General features: G+C 61.3%; 26 protein-coding genes. 20 read left to right on the top strand and 6 right to left on the bottom strand.

From position 1 onward, the window contains the following. The first annotated feature begins 79 nt into the window (after positions 1–79). The 5 genes from AAGF34_RS01610 to AAGF34_RS01590 are packed head-to-tail and all read left to right on the top strand — an operon-like array spanning position 80 to position 4,375. Positions 80–562: a Spy/CpxP family protein refolding chaperone gene (locus tag AAGF34_RS01610; protein ID WP_342618890.1), complete on the top strand. Its 483-nt coding sequence runs from the start codon at positions 80–82 to the stop codon at positions 560–562. A 51-nt stretch (positions 563–613) separates the two neighbouring features. Beyond that, positions 614–1,309, top strand: a complete 696-nt coding sequence (locus AAGF34_RS01605; RefSeq protein WP_342618889.1) for a response regulator transcription factor — start codon at positions 614–616, stop codon at positions 1,307–1,309. Continuing rightward, positions 1,306–2,628 (top strand): HAMP domain-containing sensor histidine kinase, encoded by a 1,323-nt coding sequence (locus AAGF34_RS01600; protein ID WP_342618888.1) that lies wholly within the window; start codon positions 1,306–1,308, stop codon positions 2,626–2,628. Before AAGF34_RS01605 ends, AAGF34_RS01600 begins: the two co-directional genes overlap by 4 nt. After that, the gene (locus AAGF34_RS01595) at positions 2,628–3,344 is read left to right on the top strand and encodes an alpha/beta fold hydrolase (protein WP_342618887.1); all 717 of its coding nucleotides are present in this window, start codon (positions 2,628–2,630) and stop codon (positions 3,342–3,344) included. Before AAGF34_RS01600 ends, AAGF34_RS01595 begins: the two co-directional genes overlap by 1 nt. Continuing rightward, a complete protein-coding gene (locus AAGF34_RS01590) occupies positions 3,341–4,375 on the top strand; it encodes a histone deacetylase family protein (RefSeq protein ID WP_342618886.1) in 1,035 nt (344 codons plus the stop codon). The genes AAGF34_RS01595 and AAGF34_RS01590 overlap by 4 nt, the downstream gene beginning before the upstream one ends. A gap of 12 nt (positions 4,376–4,387) precedes the next feature. On the opposite strand, the gene AAGF34_RS01585 is transcribed toward AAGF34_RS01590, so the two are convergent. After that, positions 4,388–5,485, bottom strand: a complete 1,098-nt coding sequence (locus tag AAGF34_RS01585; protein WP_342618885.1) for a PA0069 family radical SAM protein — start codon at positions 5,483–5,485, stop codon at positions 4,388–4,390. 159 nt (positions 5,486–5,644) lie between these two features. Here AAGF34_RS01585 and AAGF34_RS01580 point away from each other — a divergent pair, with 159 nt between their 5' ends. From AAGF34_RS01580 to AAGF34_RS01545, 8 genes are all read left to right on the top strand, one after another. Beyond that, a complete protein-coding gene (locus tag AAGF34_RS01580) occupies positions 5,645–6,313 on the top strand; it encodes a glutathione S-transferase family protein (RefSeq protein WP_342618884.1) in 669 nt (222 codons plus the stop codon). 224 nt (positions 6,314–6,537) lie between these two features. After that, positions 6,538–6,750, top strand: a complete 213-nt coding sequence (locus AAGF34_RS01575) for a DUF4287 domain-containing protein (protein WP_342618883.1) — start codon at positions 6,538–6,540, stop codon at positions 6,748–6,750. A 5-nt stretch (positions 6,751–6,755) separates the two neighbouring features. Continuing rightward, positions 6,756–7,289, top strand: coding sequence for a DUF1993 domain-containing protein (locus tag AAGF34_RS01570; protein ID WP_342618882.1), 534 nt, complete (start codon positions 6,756–6,758; stop codon positions 7,287–7,289). A gap of 724 nt (positions 7,290–8,013) precedes the next feature. Then, positions 8,014–8,355 carry a zinc ribbon domain-containing protein YjdM gene (locus tag AAGF34_RS01565; RefSeq protein WP_342618881.1) on the top strand — a complete coding sequence of 114 codons (342 nt, stop codon included), beginning with the start codon at positions 8,014–8,016 and terminating at the stop codon, positions 8,353–8,355. Between the two features lie 123 nt (positions 8,356–8,478). Further along, positions 8,479–8,919 (top strand): YiiD C-terminal domain-containing protein, encoded by a 441-nt coding sequence (locus AAGF34_RS01560; RefSeq protein ID WP_342618880.1) that lies wholly within the window; start codon positions 8,479–8,481, stop codon positions 8,917–8,919. Between the two features lie 77 nt (positions 8,920–8,996). Continuing rightward, positions 8,997–9,272: a cupin domain-containing protein gene (locus AAGF34_RS01555; protein ID WP_342618879.1), complete on the top strand. Its 276-nt coding sequence runs from the start codon at positions 8,997–8,999 to the stop codon at positions 9,270–9,272. A gap of 40 nt (positions 9,273–9,312) precedes the next feature. Continuing rightward, positions 9,313–9,720, top strand: a complete 408-nt coding sequence (locus AAGF34_RS01550; protein ID WP_342618878.1) for an SRPBCC family protein — start codon at positions 9,313–9,315, stop codon at positions 9,718–9,720. A gap of 11 nt (positions 9,721–9,731) precedes the next feature. Beyond that, positions 9,732–10,352, top strand: a complete 621-nt coding sequence (locus tag AAGF34_RS01545) for a LysE family translocator (RefSeq protein ID WP_342618877.1) — start codon at positions 9,732–9,734, stop codon at positions 10,350–10,352. Positions 10,353–10,385: 33 nt separating this feature from the next. Here AAGF34_RS01545 and AAGF34_RS01540 read toward each other — a convergent pair whose 3' ends face one another. Both AAGF34_RS01540 and AAGF34_RS01535 read right to left on the bottom strand, forming a co-directional pair. Beyond that, positions 10,386–10,919: an SRPBCC family protein gene (locus tag AAGF34_RS01540; RefSeq protein WP_342618876.1), complete on the bottom strand. Its 534-nt coding sequence runs from the start codon at positions 10,917–10,919 to the stop codon at positions 10,386–10,388. Next, the gene (locus AAGF34_RS01535; protein WP_342618875.1) at positions 10,916–11,287 is read right to left on the bottom strand and encodes a metalloregulator ArsR/SmtB family transcription factor; all 372 of its coding nucleotides are present in this window, start codon (positions 11,285–11,287) and stop codon (positions 10,916–10,918) included. Before AAGF34_RS01535 ends, AAGF34_RS01540 begins: the two co-directional genes overlap by 4 nt. A 130-nt stretch (positions 11,288–11,417) precedes the next feature. Between AAGF34_RS01535 and AAGF34_RS01530 the strand changes: the two genes are divergently transcribed. Genes AAGF34_RS01530 through AAGF34_RS01515 form a run of 4 tightly spaced genes read left to right on the top strand, consistent with a single transcriptional unit; the run spans position 11,418 to position 12,906 of the window. Next, a complete protein-coding gene (locus AAGF34_RS01530) occupies positions 11,418–11,771 on the top strand; it encodes a DUF1304 domain-containing protein (RefSeq protein ID WP_342618874.1) in 354 nt (117 codons plus the stop codon). Then, complete coding sequence (locus AAGF34_RS01525) at positions 11,771–12,265, top strand: GNAT family N-acetyltransferase (protein ID WP_342618873.1); 495 nt, start codon at positions 11,771–11,773, stop codon at positions 12,263–12,265. Before AAGF34_RS01530 ends, AAGF34_RS01525 begins: the two co-directional genes overlap by 1 nt. Positions 12,266–12,300: 35 nt before the next feature. Further along, a complete protein-coding gene (locus tag AAGF34_RS01520; RefSeq protein ID WP_342618872.1) occupies positions 12,301–12,684 on the top strand; it encodes a VOC family protein in 384 nt (127 codons plus the stop codon). A 3-nt stretch (positions 12,685–12,687) separates the two neighbouring features. Then, a complete protein-coding gene (locus tag AAGF34_RS01515; RefSeq protein ID WP_342618871.1) occupies positions 12,688–12,906 on the top strand; it encodes a hypothetical protein in 219 nt (72 codons plus the stop codon). A gap of 29 nt (positions 12,907–12,935) precedes the next feature. On the opposite strand, the gene AAGF34_RS01510 is transcribed toward AAGF34_RS01515, so the two are convergent. The 3 genes from AAGF34_RS01510 to AAGF34_RS01500 are packed head-to-tail and all read right to left on the bottom strand — an operon-like array spanning position 12,936 to position 16,563. Then, a complete protein-coding gene (locus tag AAGF34_RS01510; RefSeq protein WP_342618870.1) occupies positions 12,936–14,111 on the bottom strand; it encodes an MFS transporter in 1,176 nt (391 codons plus the stop codon). Beyond that, a complete protein-coding gene (locus AAGF34_RS01505) occupies positions 14,108–14,932 on the bottom strand; it encodes an HAD family hydrolase (protein WP_342618869.1) in 825 nt (274 codons plus the stop codon). The genes AAGF34_RS01510 and AAGF34_RS01505 overlap by 4 nt, the downstream gene beginning before the upstream one ends. Then, complete coding sequence (locus AAGF34_RS01500) at positions 14,932–16,563, bottom strand: peptide chain release factor 3 (protein WP_342618868.1); 1,632 nt, start codon at positions 16,561–16,563, stop codon at positions 14,932–14,934. The genes AAGF34_RS01505 and AAGF34_RS01500 overlap by 1 nt, the downstream gene beginning before the upstream one ends. Before the next feature lie 105 nt (positions 16,564–16,668). On the opposite strand from AAGF34_RS01500, the gene malQ reads away from it, so the two are divergent. From malQ to AAGF34_RS01485, 3 genes are all read left to right on the top strand, one after another. Next, positions 16,669–18,189 carry a 4-alpha-glucanotransferase gene (gene malQ, locus AAGF34_RS01495; RefSeq protein WP_342618867.1) on the top strand — a complete coding sequence of 507 codons (1,521 nt, stop codon included), beginning with the start codon at positions 16,669–16,671 and terminating at the stop codon, positions 18,187–18,189. 129 nt (positions 18,190–18,318) lie between these two features. Beyond that, the gene (locus AAGF34_RS01490) at positions 18,319–19,320 is read left to right on the top strand and encodes an ABC transporter ATP-binding protein (protein WP_342618866.1); all 1,002 of its coding nucleotides are present in this window, start codon (positions 18,319–18,321) and stop codon (positions 19,318–19,320) included. A 50-nt stretch (positions 19,321–19,370) separates the two neighbouring features. Continuing rightward, entirely contained in the window at positions 19,371–20,675 is a 1,305-nt protein-coding gene (locus tag AAGF34_RS01485) for an ABC transporter substrate-binding protein (RefSeq protein ID WP_342618865.1), read from the top strand. Position 20,676: the final 1 nt, after the last annotated feature.

Below are 20,676 nucleotides of genomic sequence, written 5' to 3'. Positions count from 1 at the left end.
CAGCGACACCCGCTGCGCGCTTTGAACCGGCACCATTGCGGTCATGTTCAACCACTCCACAAGAGTCAGAAAGATCGCAATGCGCAGTTTCTTCAAACGCAATATCCGCCGCACCCTGTTTGGCATCTTTGGTGCCACACTGGTGGTCGGCAGCCTGTCGGCCTGCGGCCACCGTGGAGACCGTTGGGGCGCCGACGTGTCGCCCGAGCAATATGCCCAGCGCCGCGACAAGATGGTGGACCGTGCCGCCAGCAAGTTGGACCTCAACGACGAGCAGAAGAAGCTGCTGGCCGTGGTGGGCGACAAGCTGTTCGAGCAGCGCAAGGCCTTGATGGGCCAGGGCACCGACCCGCGTGCAGAAATCAAGTCGCTGGTAGCTAGCCCCAAATTTGATGCCGCCAAGGCCCAGGCCCTGATCAACGACAAGACGGCCGCACTGCAAAGCAAGAGCCCCGAGGTGGTGGCTGCACTGGCAGCGTTTTACGACAGCTTGAACCCCACCCAGCAGCAAAAGGTGCGGGACTTCATGGAAGGCCGCCACGGCTGGTTCCACCGCGGCTAAGGCAAGGTGCACCGGGCGACCCACTGGGCTGCCCGGTGTGACAATAGTCCCATGCCCCGCATCCTGTTGATCGACGATGACGCGCAATTGGGACCGCCCCTGACGGCCTACTTTGCGCGTTTTGATTTCAAGCTCGACTGCGCGCTCAAGCCCAGCGAGGGGCTGGCGCGCTTGCAGCGTGAGCGCTATGACGCCGCCATCCTGGATGTGATGCTGCCCGAGATGGATGGCTTCGCGCTGTGCCGCGCCATCCGCAAAGAGAGCGACATGCCCATCATCATGCTCACCGCCCGTGGCGAGGTGATGGACCGCGTGGTCGGGCTGGAGCTGGGCGCGGACGATTATGTGCCCAAACCCTTTGAGCCACGCGAGCTGGTGGCACGGCTGCAAACCGTGTTGCGCAGACGCGTGCAGCCACCCGCGCAGCCCACTGCCCGCGCCGACGGTGCCCTGGTGTTTGAAGGCCTGCGCATCGACCCGGTCACACGCACGGTGGTGCGCCAGGGCGAAGTGCTCAACCTCACCAGCACCGAATTTGACCTGCTGCATCTGCTGGCGCAGGAGCCGGGCAAGGTGTTCAGCCGTGACGACATCCTCAACCACCTGCGCGGTCACGAGGTGGACATGCTCACCCGTGCGGTGGACATTGTGATCAGCCGCCTGCGCAAGAAGCTCGAACCATTGGACTGCATCAAGACCTTGCGCAACGCCGGTTACACGCTGGCCGTCAGCCGGGCCCCGGCATGAGGTGGCACAAGCGGGCGCGCCACGCCTTTTCTCACTCGCTGCGCATACGCCTCATGGCCTTGTTTGTGGTGCTGGCGCTGGCCATGGCAGCGGTATTCATAGGTGGCATGCAGTACGCGCTGGGCATAGGCTGGCGCGATGCGGCCCGCCCGCTGCTCAGCGACTATGTGGATCGGCTGGCAGCAGACATCGGCAGCCCGCCCAGCGTAGAGCGCGCGCAGGCCATTGTCGACAGGCTGCCCTTGCACATCATCATCACCGGCCCGATGGTGAACTGGAACAGCCATCCCCAGTTGCCGGACCGCAGCGCGCGCTGGCGCGACAGCACCCGCTGGCAGATGCAGGAGCATTTGCTGGAGCGCAAGACCGCAGACGGGCACCGGTTGGAATTCGCCTTGAACATTGGCGCCTGGGAAGAGCGGCCCCGGCTGGTGGGCTGGTTCACGCTGGCCCTGCTGCTGTTCTTTACGGCGTTGGCGTACCGTCGCGTGCGTCGCCTGCTGCATCCACTGGACGATATCCGTGCCGGCGCCTTGCGCTATGGCGCGGGTGATTTTGCCAAGCCTATTCCCGTGCGCCGTGCCCGCAAACCCGACGAACTGGGCGAGTTGGCCACCACCATCAACACCATGGCCACCGACATCCAGCAGATGCTGGACGCCAAGCGCAGCCTGCTGCTGGCCATCAGCCACGAGCTGCGCAGCCCGCTCACCCGCGCACGGCTGAACACCGAGCTGCTGCCCGAAACCTCCGAACTTCAGGCAAGTCGTGAAGCCCTGCTGCGCGATCTGGCCTTGATGCGCGACCTGGTCACCGATCTGTTGGAAAGCGAACGCCTCTCCACCCGCCATGCGGCGTTGCATCTGGAGCCTGTGGACTTGCTGGCACTGTTGCAAGAAGTTGTGCAGGGTATGAGCCAGCCCGTGCAGCAGGACATCGCGCAGGAACTGCCCACATTGACGCTGGACCCGGCCCGCATCCGCCTGCTGGTGCGCAACCTGCTGGACAACGCCTTGCGCCACAGCGCAAATGCAGCGCAAGCGCCGTTTCTGCGGGCGCATGCATCAGAGCAGGGTGGAGTGGTGCTGAGCGTGCGTGACTTTGGCGCGGGCGTGCCGCCCGAACAATTGCCGCATCTGGCACAGGCTTTCTACCGGCCGGATGCCGCCCGCACACGTGAAGACGGCGGCGTGGGGCTGGGGCTGTATCTGTGCAAGCTGGTGGCTCTGGCCCATGGCGGTGAATTCCGCATTGCCAACGCAGAGCCGGGGCTGGAGATTACAGTAACGCTCCCGTCTTCTTCTGCAAACGCCTCTTGATGAAACCCACGCTCATTCTTCTGCCCGGCCTGGTATGCGACAGCGCTGTCTGGGCACCGCAGGTGCAAGCCCTGTCGCCCTATGTGCATTGCCATGTGGTGGATTACGGTCTGCTCGATTCCATAGGCGTTATGGCCCAGCATGTGCTCGATACCGCGCCCGCGCAGACCTTTGCGCTGGCGGGCCACTCCATGGGCGGCCGCGTGGCGCTGGAAGTGTTTCGCCGTGCGCCACACCGTGTGCACCACCTGGCCCTGCTGGATACGGGCACCCACCCATTGGCCGAGGGCGATGCCGGTGCCAAGGAACGTGCCGGCCGCATGGGCCTGCTGCAGACCGCCGAGCGCAAAGGCATGCGCGCCATGGCCGAGCTGTGGGCCAAACCCATGGTGCATCCCTCGCGCCACGACACACCGGTGTTTGCCGCCGTGCTCGACATGCTGGAGCGCAGCAGTGCCGAGCAGTACGCAGCCCAGATCAACGCACTGCTGACCCGCCCCGATGCTGCGCCCGTGCTGCCCACCATCACCTGCCCCACGCTGGTACTCACCGGCCGCGAAGACCTGTGGAGCCCGCCCGAAGCGCATGAGCGCATGGCTGCCGCCATTGCCCATGCGGAGCTGTGCATCGTGGAGCAGTGCGGTCATATGGCGACGCTGGAGCAACCGGATGCGGTGAGTGCGGCGTTCAAGCGCTGGTTAGGATTGGCAGCATGAAAACCTTTTACAACCACCTTCACGCCCAGCACCAGGGCCAGTACGAAATGTTCCGCGGTGCGCTGGTGCCATGTCACGAAGTGCCCGCGCGTGCCGACCATGTGCTGGCGGAACTGCAGCGGCGCAAGCTGGGTGAAGTGCTGGCGCCAACCGCCTTTGATGCCAGCGCGCTGGAGCGTGTACACAGTGCACGCTATCTCCACTTTCTGGAACACGCCTGGAGCGAGTGGGTGGCGCTGGACCCGGCCAACGCCACGCGTGATGCGTTGCCTTCGGTGTGGCCCACACGCACCTTGCGCAGCGATGTTCTGCCCGACAACTTTGCGGCCCGCATGGGTTTGTTCTCGTATGACGCGGGCACGCCTCTCACGGGTGGCACCTGGGTCGCCGCGCGTGCCGGTGCGGAGTGTGCGCTGAGTGCCGCGCAGGCAGTGGCGCAGGGCGAGCAGGCAGCGTTTGCGCTAAGCCGCCCCCCAGGCCACCACGCGGGCATGGACTTTTTCGGCGGCTACTGCTTTCTGAACAACGCGGCGCTTGCGGCAGAGCAGCTGCGTGCCTCAGGCCTGGAGCGCGTGGCGGTGCTGGATGTGGACTACCACCATGGCAATGGCACGCAGGCCATCTTCTATGAGCGCCCCGATGTGTTCTTTGCCAGCATCCACGGCGACCCGCGCACCGAGTACCCGTTCTTTCTGGGCTATGCCGATGAAAAGGGAGCGGGGGCCGGTGAGGGCAGCAACCTCAACCTGCCGCTGCCACGTGGCACTGGCTTTGCGGAGTGGTTTGTTGCGCTGGAAACGGCGCTGGCAGACATCCAGAAATTTGGCGCGCAGGCGCTGGTGGTATCGCTGGGTGTGGACACGTTTGCGGGTGACCCGATATCGGGCTTCAAGCTACAGAGCGATGACTACCTGCGCGTGGGCGAACGACTGCGCCGTGCGGGCCTGCCCACCGTGCTGGTGTTCGAGGGCGGCTATGCCGTGGCCGAGGTGGGTATCAACGCGGTCAACGTGGTGCAGGCCTTTGCCTGAACCTCGCATGCGCTAGAACAGGCTGCTTTGCGCGCTGGGCACCTGGGGCGGTGTGAACTGCGACACATCTGCCAAGGTGGGTGGCTTCTGCAGTCCGTAGCGCTTGAGCGCAATCTGAAAGCGCTGCGCCAGCAGGCTGGCAAACAGGCCGCTGCCCTTCATGCGGGTGGCAAAGTCGGGGTCGTAATCCTTGCCGCCGCGCATCTGCTGCACGCGGTGCATCACATGCTCGGCGCGCAGCGGGTAATGCTGCTGCAGCCACTGCACAAACAGGTCGCGCACTTCCAGCGGCAAACGCAGCAGCACATACGTGGCATAGCGCGCACCGGCCTCTGCTGCAGCCTGCATGATCTTCTCCAACTCCACATCGTTGATGGCAGGAATCATGGGCGAGCTGAACACCGCCACCGGAATGCCCGCACTTGCCAGCGTCTCTATCGCCTGCAGGCGGCTGGTGGGTGAGCTGGCACGCGGGTCCAGCTTGCGCGCCAGCGCGTGGTCCAGCGTGGTCACCGACACATTCACCTGCACCAGGCCCTTGCGCGCCATGCCGCTGAGAATGTCCAGGTCGCGCGTCACCAGCGCGTTCTTGGTGATGATGCCCACCGGCACTTGCGCCTCGGCCAGCACCTCCAGCACAGAGCGGGTGATGCCCAGCTTGCGTTCCGTGGGCTGGTACGGATCGGTATTGGACCCCACCACGATCAGCCCTGGCACATAGCCCGGCTTGCACAATTCGGCACGCAGCAGCGCGGCGGCGTTGACCTTGGCAAATATCTGCGTCTCAAAGTCCAGGCCCGGCGACAGCCCCAGATACGCATGCGTTGGCCGCGCATAGCAATACACACAGCCGTGCTCGCAGCCCTGGTAGGGGTTGATGCTCTGGTCAAAACCAATATCGGGCGACTGGTTGCGGCTGATGATGGAGCGCGCCTGCTGCTGCACGACGATGGTCTTGGCAGAAGGCGCGTCTTCCGCATCCGGCTCCTCGTCCCCCGGCCAGTGCTGCAACTCCGGCGCCAGCGCCTCGCGCTGAAACGCGTCAAAGCGCGAACCCGGGTTGGAGCCCGAGCCGCGGCCTTTGACGAAGTGCAGGGGGTGGGTGGACATGGGGTCTTGATATCTTTATGCTGTTTGTATATACAGTATAAAGAGCAGCCCCTTTCGGTGCAATAGGCGGCACAAGCAAGTTCAGCCTATTCGTCGCAGGGTTGAGAGAGACTAGGCCCTTAGTGAGTCTGGAAGTACGCACCCAATGGAGATTCATCCATGCATCCTGTAATTACTGCGTTTGCAGCATCGCCAGATAGAGGGCGTGGTTTGGCAAGGGATATGCCGGTTCGCTGGGCGTTCGAGGAGGTTGGGCAACCTTACGACGTTCGACTTCTATCGTTTGCGGAGATGAAGCAAACAGCCCATCGCACGCTACAGCCATTCGGACAAATTCCAACCTACGAGTGCGGCGGTCTTGCACTGTTCGAGTCAGGAGCCATCGTCCTTCATATTGCACAGAACCACACAGGGCTTCTGCCGGATGATCCCGACGCGCGTGCGCGTGCCATCACCTGGATGTTTGCTGCCGTGTCGACTGTGGAGCCGGTGATCACTCAGCTGGAAAACACCGTATACATGGAACGGGACAAACCTTGGTTTTTCGAGCGCCTGCCCCTCATGGAAGACCTGATTCGCATTCGGCTTGGGGAACTTTCTGAAAGGCTGGGGACCTTTGATTGGCTAGACGGCACATTCAGTGCAGGTGATTTACTCATGGTGCAGGTGTTGCGCAGGCTGGGGAGCTCGAACTTGCTTTCAGAGTACCCAAGCCTCTGCGCTTACATTGCGCGCGCCGAAGCTAGGCCTGCCTTCCAACGCGCGTTTGCGGCGCAGTTTGCTGTCTTCAACAGCGCCCGTACCCAACCCACTTTGCATGATGTGTAGGCATGTCGATCTCCGTTCGGTTGGTGAGGCGACAGTAGCGGCAGAAGTTGCGACCATGAGGATTCAGGCGATTGCCACCCTTTCAAGCGCCGTGTTCGCTCCTGTTGGGTTTGGCGCTTTCGGGGTGTGCGCCAGCAAGCGGAGCAAGCTGTAGAAACAATGCCGCATCCGTGGCATTCTTCCTGTCTCGTATTCCAAGTCACTACCCATAACCGGAGTCCCACATGGCAACTGAGAAGGTCAAAGGCCCTGCATCGTACTTTCCGTCTATCGAGCAAAAGTACGGAAAACCAATCGACCATTGGCTCGATCTGGTTCGCAAAAACAAAGACAAGAAGCACATGGAAATTGTTGCGCTTCTTAAGTCTGAGCATGGGTTGGGGCACGGTCATGCCAATGCCATCGTTGCCCACGTTATGGCGTCAAAGAAGCCTTGAATCCCATGTCCCTCTCGCTACACGACGCGTCCGTTCCCGTATTTCTCCGCTACCTCGCCCAACTGCGGGACCTCGTATCTAAAGCAGAACGCTTTGCTACGGAGCGAGGCGTTCGTCCGTCAGATCTACTCGCGGCCAAGCTGGCGCCCGATATGTTGTCCTTCGAGCGTCAGGTGGCGATTGCTGCCAACTTTACTTTGCGCGCCGCGTTTCCGCTTGCAGGTGAAGCGGTACCAACTGAAGGGACATTTCCCGAAACCTTTGAAGGTCTTCATGCTCGGATTGATCGGGCTGCGCTACTTCTGGGAGCTTTGGAGCCCAGTCAGTTCGTTACTGCTGGGACTCGCGTCACTGAGAGTCGGGCTGGCGAAGCGTTGGTCCGGTTGTCTGCCCCAGAGTTTTTGTTTCAGTACGCACTTCCCAATTTTTTCTTTCACTTCACAGCGGCTTACGCTGTGCTTCGCCACCAAGGCGTCCCGTTGGGTAAGCAGGATTTCGATGGGTTCCATCGCTACACCGTGCAGCCTTCTCCACGTTAACGAAACCACCCAATGCGCAGTCTGTCCAAGATTGACAACCTCGGGAACGAAGAGTTTTCAGTTGTCCTGTCTCGCCTGGAATCCATGGGGTGGAAGGTCTATGCCCGCTATGGTGGTGTCGATGTGGGTATCGACTACGACGGCGTCCGCCTGAAGCGAAACGGCGTCAAACTCAAGTGCGAATGGGATCCCTGGGACACTAGGAGCATTGAAGGCTCGGCGGTGGCGCAGATCAACCCTGATGCACACGCAGTCCAGTTCAATTTCGCTCGCTGCTCAGCGGTGGGGCCGAGACGCATGATTCCACGAACACGCAGGAGCTGTCTTCGCGGGAACCTGATCGACCACGGCACCTACCACTGCGGGGCCATAAGCCACGCGCTGGATCTGGCAGACTCGCACAGGAAGAGGCCGTTTGCACCTTGTAGCGTCCGCAGCTAGGGTGTCTCCTGCCTATTTCAAGTCGCCGCTCAGCTCAACGTTGGCGTCTATATCCCGATAATCACACGCTGACTAATGCAAAAATATTTATTGCATTACTCTCTTTGAATTTTTGCACTCTAGGAGCTGCAAAAAACTTGCCCGAGTCGGAAAAATAAGAAATTGAACAGTCGCTTGGCAGGTTGGAGTTTTCAAAATTTTGTATACTGACAAACCCGGTCACGAACCAACGCTCCGCGCTTTGTGGCTGGATATTATATTTTTGCTTTGACTGGTATACGCAATGAGCAATATTCCAAAATGCCCCCAATGTGGCTCCGAATACGGATATGAAGATGGCGGTATTTTTATTTGTCCAGAATGCGCTCACGAATGGACAACTGAATCTGTAGAGGAGAATTCCGAAAAAGAGAAAATCGTCCGCGATGCGAACGGAAATATTCTCGCTGACGGTGATACGGTAACTTTAATCAAAGACCTTAAAGTAAAAGGCTCATCGCTTGTAATCAAGGTTGGCACAAAAGCAAAGAATATACGAATCATTGAAGGTGATCATGATATTGATTGCAAAATAGACGGCGTTGGAGCCATGCAATTGAAATCAGAATTTGTTAAAAAAGCATAGCGCTAACTGGGCGTTGCACCCGACACCACGCAAAGCCTCCGCTCCGCTACGGTTTTGCGTGTCGTTGGTGAACTAATCGGTGAAGTCTCATATGCTGCTCTACGGTAGTACCAATTGACACACATGACGCCACCCGCACTACAGCAATACCTGCACGCACATATCCCGCTATCCAAGGCCATGTCGGTTTCCGTCGTCTCAGTGGAACCGGAGTCCGTAACCTTGAGCGCACCACTCCAACCCAATATCAATCATAGGGAGACGGTCTTCGGTGGCAGTGCTTCGGCGCTGGCGATATTGGCTGCGTGGTGTCTGATACAGACCCGTTTGAGCGCTGAGGGTATTGCCGCGCGGTTGGTGATTCAGGAGAACACCATGAGCTATGACAATCCCATAGCAGGTGAGTTCCTCGCCGTCTCGCAGCTTGACGATCCGCAAGGCTGGGAGAGGTTCAAAACCATGCTGCGTCGCAAGGGCAAAGGCCGTGTCTCCGTGCGTTCGGATCTTGTGTACGAGAGCCAAATAGCTGGTCGTTTCAAGGGCGAGTTTGTTGCCCTGGGGTAGCGATGGGCAAGAGCGTGGCGGCATAATATTTGCACCTTCCACCCAGGTGAACTTGTATCACCGCAACACAGAAAACCATGCACGCAATTCCCACACTTCAGGTAGAAAACGAACGCGTCATCGTGACCAAGTGGACTTTTCCCCCAGGCGCGGATACCGGTGACCACGTGCATGGGCACGATTACGTGGTGGTGCCGTTGACGACGGGAAAACTCCGATTGGTCGAGCCTGACGGTGTTCGTGATGTTGAGTTGGTGGCGGGTGGCTCTTACGCCAAGCTCACGGGCGTTGCCCACAATGTCATCAACATCAATGACTATGAGTTCTCGTTTGTGGAGATCGAACTCAAGTAACGTAGTGCGACCATCGGTTGATCAGAAAAGGAGACATGCCATGCAAATCACGGTTGAAACTTTTGTCAGAGCCCCGATCGCCAAGGTCTGGAGTGCCTACACCACACCAGATGACATCGTGCAATGGAACACGGCCTCTCCCGATTGGCACACGGTTCGGGCCACGGTCGACCTGCGCGCAGGCGGTGCATTCTCATCACGCATGGAGGCCAAGGACGGCAGTTTTGGTTTCGACTTTGCCGGAACCTATACCAAGGTCGTGCCGCATGCGCTGATTGCCTATGCGTTTGGAGAACGCGCTGGCCTCGTTGAGTTTGTGCCGGGCACCGATGGTGTCACCGTGCGTGTCACATTCGATGCAGAGACCGAGCATTCGCCGGATCAGCAACGCCAGGGCTGGCAAGCCATCCTGGACAACTTTGCCAGACACGTTGAATCCCGTTCGTGAAGTGAACAGCCATGTTTGATATCCAGAACTACACCAGTTTCGTACTCGCCATCCTGGTCTTCCAGCTCATTCCCGGCGCTGGCACCATCGCGATCCTGAACGCTACTGCGCGCAATGGTGCGCGTGCCGGCATGGCGGCGGTGGTTGGCACCTTGTGTGGCGACTTTGTGTTCATGGTGGCCGCTGCAGCCGGACTAGCGGCCATCATGCGCGCCAACCCTGTGCTGTTTCAGGCGTTGCAATGGTTTGGCGCGGCCTATCTGATCTGGATGGGAGTGGGGCTCATCCGTACCAAGATCAATACAGCAGAAGGAGCTCCGGAGCCGACACGTTCGCCCTGGTCGTATTTCCGCCAGGCGTTTACCGTGAGCCTGACCAACCCCAAGGTGATCCTGTTTTTTGTGTCTTTCTTCCCGTTGTTCCTCAAGCCCCAAGCGTCCACGGTGACGCTGACCGTGATGATGGTGCACGTCACCGTCATCAGCCTGCTGTATCAGTGGGCGCTGGTGCTGGTGGGTAACAAGGTGGCCAGTGCCTTGCGCAACATCCCGTCCGCGCGCCGGTTGGCCACCCGTCTGGCGGGTCTGGCACTTATCGGCTTTGGCATCAAGCTGGCGGCGAACAACCGCTAGTGCAAGGCACGCGGTGTGCGTGCCTTGTCTCCCTTACTGCGGCAGGCGCTGGTCATACTCCGCGCGCAGGCTGCGCCACATGTCCCATAGCGGCAGCGGCTTCTCGCCAGCCAGACGCGCCTGCAGGATATTGAGGTGGGTGTGCCAGCCCGCGCTGACGTTGAGCAGAACGCCGCGGTCCGGTGCGCGCAGGTGGGTGACGGTGAGGCGCACTTTTTCTCCCTGCGGTTCCAGCTCGAAGCGCACTTCGGAGTTCACGCCCCAGGTGAACACCAGCTTGCGCAAGGGGTCCAGCTCCAGGATGCGGCACTGCATGCGGTGCTCTTCACCAAATCCTTCGGGGCGCTCGCCGGGCGGGTCGGTCACTTCGTCGTTGCGCCAGACCAGCTCGAAAGGCGCCTGTACTTTCAACTCCATCAGACCCGATGCCAGCCACTGGCGGCGCAGGTCGCTGTCGGTCAGGTAGGCCCAGACGCGTTCGATGGGGCCGGGCAACAGCCTTTGCATCTTCAGCGTCACGGGATCGGTCAATACGCCATAGGCGTCGGGTGCAAGGGTGGCAGTCATTTGGCTTTTCCTTTCTTGGGTGCGGGTTTGGGTGAAGTGTTTGCCTCTTCAGTGAGCAGCCGCTCCAGCACATTGAGGCGGCTGTTCCAGAAGTCCTGGTAGTAGAGAAGCCATTGGTTGGCACTGGCCAGGGGGCCAGGGTCCAGACGGCAGAAGTGCGTGCGGCCATGCACTTCGCGCTGGATGAGCCCAGCGTTTTCCAGCGCCTTGATGTGCTTGGAGGCCGCGGCCAGCGATATGGAGAAGGGCTCCGCCAGTTGGCTCACGGTGCGCTCGCCCTGGGCCAGGCTGCGCAGCATGCTGCGGCGGGTGGCGTCTCCCAGTGCATGGAAGACGGCGTCGAGTTGAGGTGTTTCATATTCAACCATGAAGTTGAATATATGTGCCGCCCAAACAATTGTCAACCATTTGGTTGAATATTTTTGAGGAGGCAAAGCACCTCGGTTCTGGCCCCAGCGGTTACCATGCAACGCTTGTTGTTTTCGAACCCTTACCCCTATGGCCATTGCAGCAAACATCGTCACAGGTCTGGTCGGCCTGCTCCACGCCTATTTCCTCGTGCTCGAGATGTTCCTGTGGGACAAGCCCGCTGGCCGCAGAGCCTTCGGCCTCACGGCGGAACGGGCGCAGTCCACCAAGGTATTGGCAGCCAACCAGGGGCTGTACAACGGCTTTCTGGCGGCGGGCCTGTTCTGGGGCATCGTCTCTGCGGACAGTTCCATCAAGGTCTTCTTCCTGGCCTGCGTGCTGGTGGCGGGTGTGTTTGGTGCTGTTACGGTCAGCCGCAAGATACTGTTTGTGCAGGCCTTGCCTGCTGCCGTGGGGCTGGCCCTTGTGGGTCTGTCTGCCTGATGCAAGCCGAGTTGCATGAAGGCTACCGCCCTGGCTGCATAGGCCGCATTGCGCAACTGCACGCCACGTACTACGCAGCCACCCACGGTTTTGGTGTGGCCTTCGAGGCCAAGGTGGCGCGCGAGCTGGCGGATTTCTGCACCTATTACCAGCCGGGGCGCGATGGCCTGTGGCTGGTGGAGCAGGGCGGCAACGTGGAGGGCTCCGTCATCATCGACGGTTCGCACGCAGACACGGATCACGCCCACTTGCGCTGGTTCATCACGTCGGACGCCATCAAGGGCCAGGGCATGGGCCGACGCCTGTTGCAGCAGGCCATAGACTTCGTGGACGCCTGCGGCTATCGCAGCACGCAGCTATGGACCTTTGCCGGGTTGGATGCGGCGCGTCACCTGTACGAGTCGTATGGGTTTGAACTGGTGCACCAGAGTCCGGGTAACCAATGGGGTTCCGTGGTGACGGAGCAGCAGTTCGTGCGCTGCAACCCTCGCTAGCTGGGTTGCCGCCAGCACACCATCTTCATACGCACATGTTGCTGCGCATACACCACGCCGCCATCATCTGCTCTGACTACGCCACGTCCAAGCGCTTCTACACCGAGACGCTGGGCTTGCGCGTGCTGGCCGAGCACTACCGTGCGGAGCGTCAGTCCTACAAGCTGGATCTGGTCTTGCCCGACGGTTCGCAGATCGAGCTGTTCTCATTTCCTGCCGCACCACCGCGCCCGTCGTACCCGGAGGCGTGTGGTCTGCGGCATCTGGCTTTTGCCGTTGCGGATGTGGCGCAGTGCAAGGTGGAGCTGGAGTCCAAGGGATTGGTCGTGGAAGACATCCGGGTGGATGCGTACACGGGCAGGCGTTTTGTATTCTTTGCCGACCCGGATGGTCTGCCCTTGGAACTGTATGAGGAGTAGCTTATGAAGTCGATACAAACCATGGCTTGCATGGCGCTGGCGCTGGTGCTGGGCATGGGTGCCATCACCGGATGCACGGCACGTAGCTGGTACGAAGGCAACAAGATGAGTGCCGTGAATTACTGCAATCACCTGCCGCCGGGCGATGTGGACCAGTGCCTCAAAGGTGTGAACAAGCAGAGCTACGAGGAATACGAAAAGGAACGCGCAGGCCAGCAGTAGGCCTGGCTCGCGTACGCGATTGCTGGCAGTCAGTTTCTGTGTGAGCGGACCAGTGCCACCAGCCCGATGGCCGCTACCAGTACCAGCAACGCCGGAAAGCCCAGGGTGGGTGACCAGTCGATGAGCGCGCCCGACACGCCCGAGGCCACCAGACCACCCAGCGTATAGGTGAGCACCAGCACCGCCGTGCTATTGACCAGGGTGATGCCTTTCTCACGTGCGCCGATGTCGGTCATGGACATGGAATACAGCACGCCACCGGCGCCGCCCCAGACGAACACGATCGGCCAGGCCAGCGCGGGTGTGTGGGCCACCCAAGGTAGCGCCAGCGTGGCCAGCAGCATGATGGAGGCTGACCACACCATCAGTGTGCGACGGCCCCGTGCCTGATTGATAAAACGGTCGGAAATGTAGCCTGCGGGAATGGTCAGCGCCACACCACCTAGGCCGCTGATGGACACCATGACGGCAGCGGCAGCACCGCTCAGACCCAGGGCCAGACCGTACAGGGGCAGTATCGAGGTCACCCCCGTCTCAAAGAAGCCGCCCACGAAGCCGGCCAACATGATGATGGGGTGCTCCATCAGGGCGTGCCACAAGCCGCGCACGCCCACGTGGGCGATGCCGGCATCGGCTGCCGAGGGGACAGGGGGAATCAGCGCCGTCCACAGCAGGCCCAGCAGGTTGAGCCCGTTGACCGCCCACAGTGTGATGCTGCTCTGCGGGCCCAGCCAGACCAGGAGCGTGGGGCCGATGATGAAGGTCGCGCTGACCAGCGTCTGGAATAGCCCGACATAGCGTCCCCGCTTTTGCGGCGGGCAGAACTCGGCAATCAGAGCCTCTGCCAGCACCCAGCGCAAGGACATGGCGATGCCCGACAGCAGGTTGAGCGCAAACCACAGCACCAGTTGCTGTGTCAGGGTGAACAGCAGGGCGCACAGCATCAGCACCGCAGAGGCCAGCCACATGCATTGCCGCCGGCCCATGCGATTGGTCACGGTGGATGCAAACGGTGTCATCACGAAGATACCCAGCCACCCGGTGGCAACGAACAGCCCTGCCACGGTGCTGCTGACGTCTGCCCCTTTGAGCCGCAGCAACAAAAGAGGTGTGAGGATGAAGTAACCCACCAGCGCAAAAAAGGTAGAGCCGAAAATGGCTGCCAGCCCGAGGCGGCTGCCGGCGGGGGCTTCGGTGTTGTTCATGGCTGGCGCGCCTGCAGGATGGCTGCGGCCACCTCGGCAAAGCCAGCGCCACGCTCGGACGGAGCCACGTAGCGCGGCAGGTGCGACAGGCGATCGGCCACCGTGCGGATATTGGCAACCCCGGCGCTATGGACGAAGTGCTCGAACATGGCCACGTCGTTGCCGGAATCTCCGACGAAGACCCACTGCCCGATTTCATCTTCCAGACGGCGGCCCAGCAGTTGCTGAGCGATCCAGCAGGCACCACGCCACTTGTTGAAGACACCGTAGCAGCCGTGGATGTGGATGCTGCTGACGGTGGTGTGCAGGCCCTCAGCCTCCATGATCGCAACGACCTGGGCAATTTCCTGCGGGGTCAGCTGGGCGAATTCGGCTGCGTCTATGGCCAGGTCGGTCTCCCGGCCATCGCTGTCGCGCGTGATCTGCGCCGCCGGTACCTGGCTGGTGATGCGGCTTGCCACGGAGCGCATGCGCGCCCGGTTGCGCGCCCGCACTGCGGCTTCCTGCTGGTAGATCTTGCTGCGGTTGGACGCAGGTCCGACCCAGGCCACGGCACCGTTCTCGGCAACCACTGCATCCAGTGGCCAGGGCGCGTGTCCCGTGTCTGCGTCGCCGCGGGCGAGTCGCTCGCACCAACCAATGGGGCGGCCGGTGATGGCAATTACCTGCAGCCCGGCGGCCTTGAGCTGCTGGAGCGCCTGCAGGGCGTCCGGGGTGATGTGGCCGTGCGTGGTGAGCGTGTCGTCAATGTCGGTGAACACACCGACGACGGCTTGGCGCTCGGATACGGGCCAGTCGTGCAGGGGCCGCATGCGTTGCATCAGCCGGCGGACTGCAATGCCAGACCCGCGTGTTCGCGCAGCGGATGGAAGTGGATCTTGGGGAAGCGCTCCTGCGCCAGCCGCACGTCATACGGGCTGGTGCACAGGTAGGCCAGCGTGTCGGCCGCATCACGCGCCATGCGCTGCGGGTAGGCGTTGATGAACTCCTGCAGCTCTTTGGGCGTGTCGGCAGTGATCCAACGCGCGCCGGTGTACTGGCTACCCTCCAGGCGGATGTCTGCGTCGTACTCGCCCTTGAGGCGGTGCTGCACCACTTCAAACTGCAACTGCCCCACGGCGCCGAGCAGCATGTTGCCGCCCATCTCCGGGCGGAACACCTGGATCGCGCCTTCTTCACCCAACTGCGCCAGGCCTTGCTGGAGCTGCTTGGTGCGCAGCGGGTTCTTTAGCACCACGGTCATGAACATTTCGGGGGCGAAGAAGGGCAGACCGGTGTACATCAGGTTCACGCTGCCGTCGGTGATGGTGTCGCCCAGCTGCACGCCGCCATGGGTGGTGAAGCCCACGATGTCACCGGCATAGGCCTCTTCCACCGCCTCGCGGCGCTGGCTCATGAAGGTTACCACGCTGGTGGGGCGCAGCTCCTTGCCGGTGCGCATCACCTTGAGTTTCATCCCCGGTGTGTACTTGCCCGACGCCATGCGCACAAAGGCAATGCGGTCGCGGTGGTTGGCATCCATATTGGCCTGCACCTTGAACACCACGCCGCTGAAAGCCTCGTCTTCCGGCTGCACTTGCTTGATGACCGGCTGCTTGTTGACAACAAAGGAGCTGGTGCGCGGACCGGGTGCGGGCGCCAGGTCCACCAGCGCGTCCAGCACTTCCATCACACCGAAGTTGTTCACACCGGAACCGAAGAACACGGGTGTCTGCTTGCCGGCCAGAAAGGCTTCATGGTCCCATGCGGGCGATGCGCCCGTGGCCAGTTCCATGCTTTCGATGGCCGAGGTCCACTCATGGCCAAAACGCTGGGCCAGCGAGTCGGCGTTGTCCAGCGGCACTGTGTCAAAGTCCTGCGGGCGGCGTTCACTGCCGCTCTCGAACACGGTCATGGCCTTGGTGCGCAGGTTGATGATGCCGCCAAAGGCCTTGCCCTGGCCCACCGGCCAGGTCATGGGCACGCAGGGCATGCCCAGCTCGCGTTCGATTTCGTCCAGGATGTCCAACGGCTCACGCACTTCGCGGTCCATCTTGTTGACGAAGGTGATGATGGGTGTGTCGCGTTGGCGGCAGACCTCGATCAGGCGACGGGTTTGCGACTCCACGCCGTTGGCCGCGTCAATCACCATCAGCGCTGAGTCCACCGCGGTCAGCACGCGGTAGGTATCTTCACTGAAATCCTTGTGCCCGGGGGTGTCCAGCAGGTTGATGACGTGGTCGCGGTACATCATCTGCATCACGCTCGATGCCACCGAGATGCCGCGCTGCTTCTCGATTTCCATCCAGTCGGAGGTGGCGTGGCGGCTGGCCTTGCGCGCCTTCACCGAGCCGGCGATCTGGATTGCGCCGGAGAACAGTAGCAGCTTTTCCGTCAGCGTGGTTTTACCCGCATCCGGGTGGGAAATGATGGCAAAGGTGCGGCGACGCCGGGTTTCGTTGGCAAAAGACAAGGGGGTTCCAGATCGAGGGTGGGAGGCGGGATTTTACCGGCTGGGTGAGACAGGTCGGATTGGCGCTATTCTTGCTGCAGCCCCCAACCGGAAGGAGCTAACTTTTTGCACCACGATCTCTTGAACCAACGCAGTGCGGGCATTGTCTTGCATCCGACCAGTTTGCCGGGGCCCCATGGGAGCGGGGACCTGGGACCCAACGCCTATTACTTTGTGGATTGGCTGCACACGGCCGGCCAAACCCTGTGGCAGACCCTGCCGCTGGGCCCCATCGGCCTGGCCAATTCGCCGTATATGGGCCGTTCGGCCCTGGCGGGCAACCCGTATCTGGTGGCCCTGGAGCCCCTGGTGCAGCAGGGCTGGCTGGATGTCGCCGCGCTGCATAACACCTTCATCGCGGAACATGTTCGGTTCGAGGAAGTGCTGCCCTGGCGCATGGAGCGCTTGCGCCTGGCCTTTGCAGGCTTCTGCGAGAAGGCTGACGCGCCCACGCAAGCACAGTTTGCGCAATGGCAGCAGGACAACGCCGCCTGGCTGGACGACTACGTCCTGTTCATGGCGCTGGATGCGCACTACGCCACCGACCTCTGGACCGACTGGCCTGCGCCCTTGGCCCGGCGAAACGCCGCCGCACTGGCGCAAGCGCGCAACGTCCATGCGCAGGGAATAGCTTTCTGGGCCTTTGTGCAATGGCAGTTCGACGTGCAGCTGCAAGCCCTCAAGGCCTATGCCAATGCCAAGGGGGTCTACCTCGTGGGTGATCTGCCCATCTTCATTGCCCACCACTCCTGCGACTGCTGGGCCCGCCCGGACCTCTACCTGCTGGATGACGAAGGCCAGCCCAGCGTGGTGGCCGGTGTGCCGCCCGACTACTTTGCAGTGGAAGGCCAGCGCTGGGGCAACCCGCTGTACGACTGGGAGGCCATGGCGGCCGATGGCTACCAATGGTGGGTGGAGCGCATCCGGCGTCAGCTGCAGCTGGCCAACCTGATCCGCATCGACCACTTCCGGGGCTTTGAAGCCTGCTGGGAAATACCAGTCACCGAACCAACCGCTATCCATGGCCGCTGGGTCAAGGGGCCGGGCATTGCCCTGTTTGAGGCGGTGGAGCGCGCCCTGGGCAAGCCGCCCATCATTGCGGAGGATCTGGGGCTGATCACGCCCGAGGTGGATGCCTTGCGGCTGAGCACCGGGTTCCCGGGCATGCGGGTGCTGCAGTTTGGTTTTTCCGAGGACGCCACCAGCAGCCACTTGCCGCACAACTATGTGGCCAACACGGTGGTCTACTGCGGCACGCACGACAACGACATGGCACTGGGCTGGTGGGTATGTTGCAGCCCGCGTGAGCGGGCCTTTGCCGCCGAATACCTGGGTACCGACGGCCATGACGTGCACTGGGCCATGATCCGCGCCTGCGCCTTGTCGGTGGCCAACCACGCGCTGTGCCAGTTCCAGGATGTGCTGGGGCTGGACGGCTACCACCGGATGAACACACCCGGCACCATGGGCTGCTGGACCTGGCGCTTCCGTTGGGATTGGGTGCGTCCCGAGCACGCTGAGCGGCTCGCTCGCATCACGGCCGTCAGCGGCCGCACCCGCTTCGCGCGACTGCAACTTCCGGCGTAAACGCCGCCCACCGACCGATCTTTACAAAGGCCACTAGGGAAAGCACTAGCACCTTCCAAAAACGTTTTTGGCAAAATCAAAAACGTTTTTGGAGGCCACTCTCTGGCGTCCACTACAGGAGCGCCCTACATGAGTCAGTCAGACGTCCGCCTGCGCGGAATCCAGAAGAGCTACGGCAAAGTACACGTCATCCACGGTGTGGATCTGGACATTGAGCCGGGCGAATTCGCTGTATTCGTCGGCCCGTCGGGCTGCGGCAAGACCACCTTGCTGCGCATGATTGCCGGGCTGGAAGAAATCTCCAGCGGCACCCTGACCATAGGCGGCGAATCGGTCAACGACCTGCCACCCAGCGACCGCGGCGTGGCCATGGTGTTCCAGAGCTACGCGCTGTATCCGCACAAGACGGTGTTCGACAACATGGCCTTTGCACTCAAGATTGCCAAGGTGCCCAAGGAAGAGATTGCGAAGCGGGTGAACGCCGCGGCTGACATCCTGCAGTTGCGCGAGTACCTGCAGCGCCTGCCCAAGGCGCTCTCGGGCGGCCAGCGCCAGCGCGTGGCCATTGGGCGCGCCATCGTACGAAATCCCAAAGTGTTCCTGTTTGACGAGCCGCTGTCCAACCTGGATGCGGCCCTGCGCACCAAGATGCGGGTGGAGCTGGCCACGCTGCACCGCAGCCTGGGCGCCACCATGATCTATGTGACACATGACCAGGTCGAGGCCATGACCCTGGCCGACAAGATCGTGGTGCTCAACAAGGGCCGGGTGGAGCAGGTGGGCCGCCCACTGGAGCTCTACAACAAACCCGCGAGCCAGTTCGTAGCAGGCTTCATCGGTTCACCCCAGATGAACTTCATCAGCGGTGACTTCGCTGCGCGCCTGGGCGCCACCACCGTGGGCCTGCGCCCCGAACACCTCAAGGTGCAGGAGGGCGGACCGATCCAGGGCACGCTGCTGCATTCGGAAAAACTGGGCAATGAAACCTTTGCCTATATGCAGGCCGGTGCACTGGGGGAAATCACTGCGCGCATGGACGGCACGCTGGCGCATGAGCCGGGTCAGACCATTGCGCTGGCCTTTGCACCGGAACATCTCTACCGCTTTGGTGCGGACGGAAAAAGCATGTAATTTTTTTGCTTTGCGGATTGGCCGCCAAGCACTTTCAGGAGACGACAGGTATGTTCAAGAAAACCGCAATCGCCGCAGGCTCGCTGCTGGCACTGTGCTCCGTGGTCACGCCCTCTGTGGCGGCGGACTACAAGGGGCCGGACCTCAAGGGGGAAGTGATCACCATTACCTGTCCTTGGACCGGAGCCGAAGAGGGCATGTTCAAGAAAGTTGTTGCCAATTTCGAAAAGGCCACCGGCGCCACGGTAAAGCACTCCTGTTCGCAAAGCTCGGAGCAGCAGATCGTCATCGACATCAAGGCGGGCTCACCTACCAATATCTCGGTGTTCCCACAACCCGGGCTGGCCGCCAACATGGCTGCCATCGGTGGACTGACGCCGCTGGGTCCCAAGGTGCAGGAGTGGGTCAAGAAGAACTACGCCGCGGGTCAGTCCTGGGCCGATCTGGGTACCTACAAGAACAAGGCCGGCAAGCCGGAGTTCTATGGCTTTTTCTACAACGTGAACGTCAAGAGCCTGGTCTGGTACATCCCGGAAAACTTCAAGGAAAGGGGCTACAAAGTGCCCAAGACCATGGAGGAGTTGCAGGCCCTGACCAAGAAGATGGCTGCTGACGGCGGTGCCAAGCCCTGGTGTATCGGCCTGGGCAGCGACGCCGCTACCGGCTGGCCTGCCACCGACTGGGTGGAGGACATGATGCTGCGCCTGCACCCGCCAGAGGTCTATGACGACTGGGTCAGCAACAAGATGAAGTTCAACGACCCGCGCGTGATTGAGGCCATCGAGGCCTATGGCTGGTTCGCCAAGAACGATGCTTACGTGGACGGCGGTGCCAAGGCAGTGGCCACCGTCAGCTTCAAGGATAGCCCCAAGGGTCTGTTTGGCTCGCCACCCAAGTGCTATATGCACCGTCAGGCCAGCTTCATTCCGGCCTTCTTCCCCGATGGCAAGGCCGATGAGGCGGACTTCTTCTACTTCCCCTCGTTTGCTAGCAAGAAGTTGGGCAACCCGGTGGAAGGTGGCGGCACCATCATGACCATCACCAAGGACAGCAAGGGTGCGCGTGCCTTCATGGAATACCTGCAACATCCGCAGGCCCATGAAATCTGGATGGCCGAAGGCGGCTTCCTCACGCCGTTCAAGGGTGTGGACATGAACAAGTACAAGACCAAGGCGCTCAAGAAGCAGGGCGAGATCCTGCTGGGTGCCACGACGTTCCGCTTTGATGGCTCCGACCTGATGCCCGGCGCCGTGGGCGCAGGCAGCTTCTGGAAGGGCATGGTCAATTACTCCGGAGGTGCCTCCGCCAAGGAAGTGGCCGACGAAATCCAGAAGAGCTGGGACGCCATCAAGTAAC

It is taken from the genome of Rhodoferax sp. GW822-FHT02A01, from assembly GCF_038784515.1.
Classification (GTDB): Bacteria; Pseudomonadota; Gammaproteobacteria; order Burkholderiales; family Burkholderiaceae_C; genus Allorhodoferax.
The sequence above is the reverse complement of the archived record's forward strand: the minus strand, read 5'-3'. Positions and strand labels throughout refer to the sequence as shown.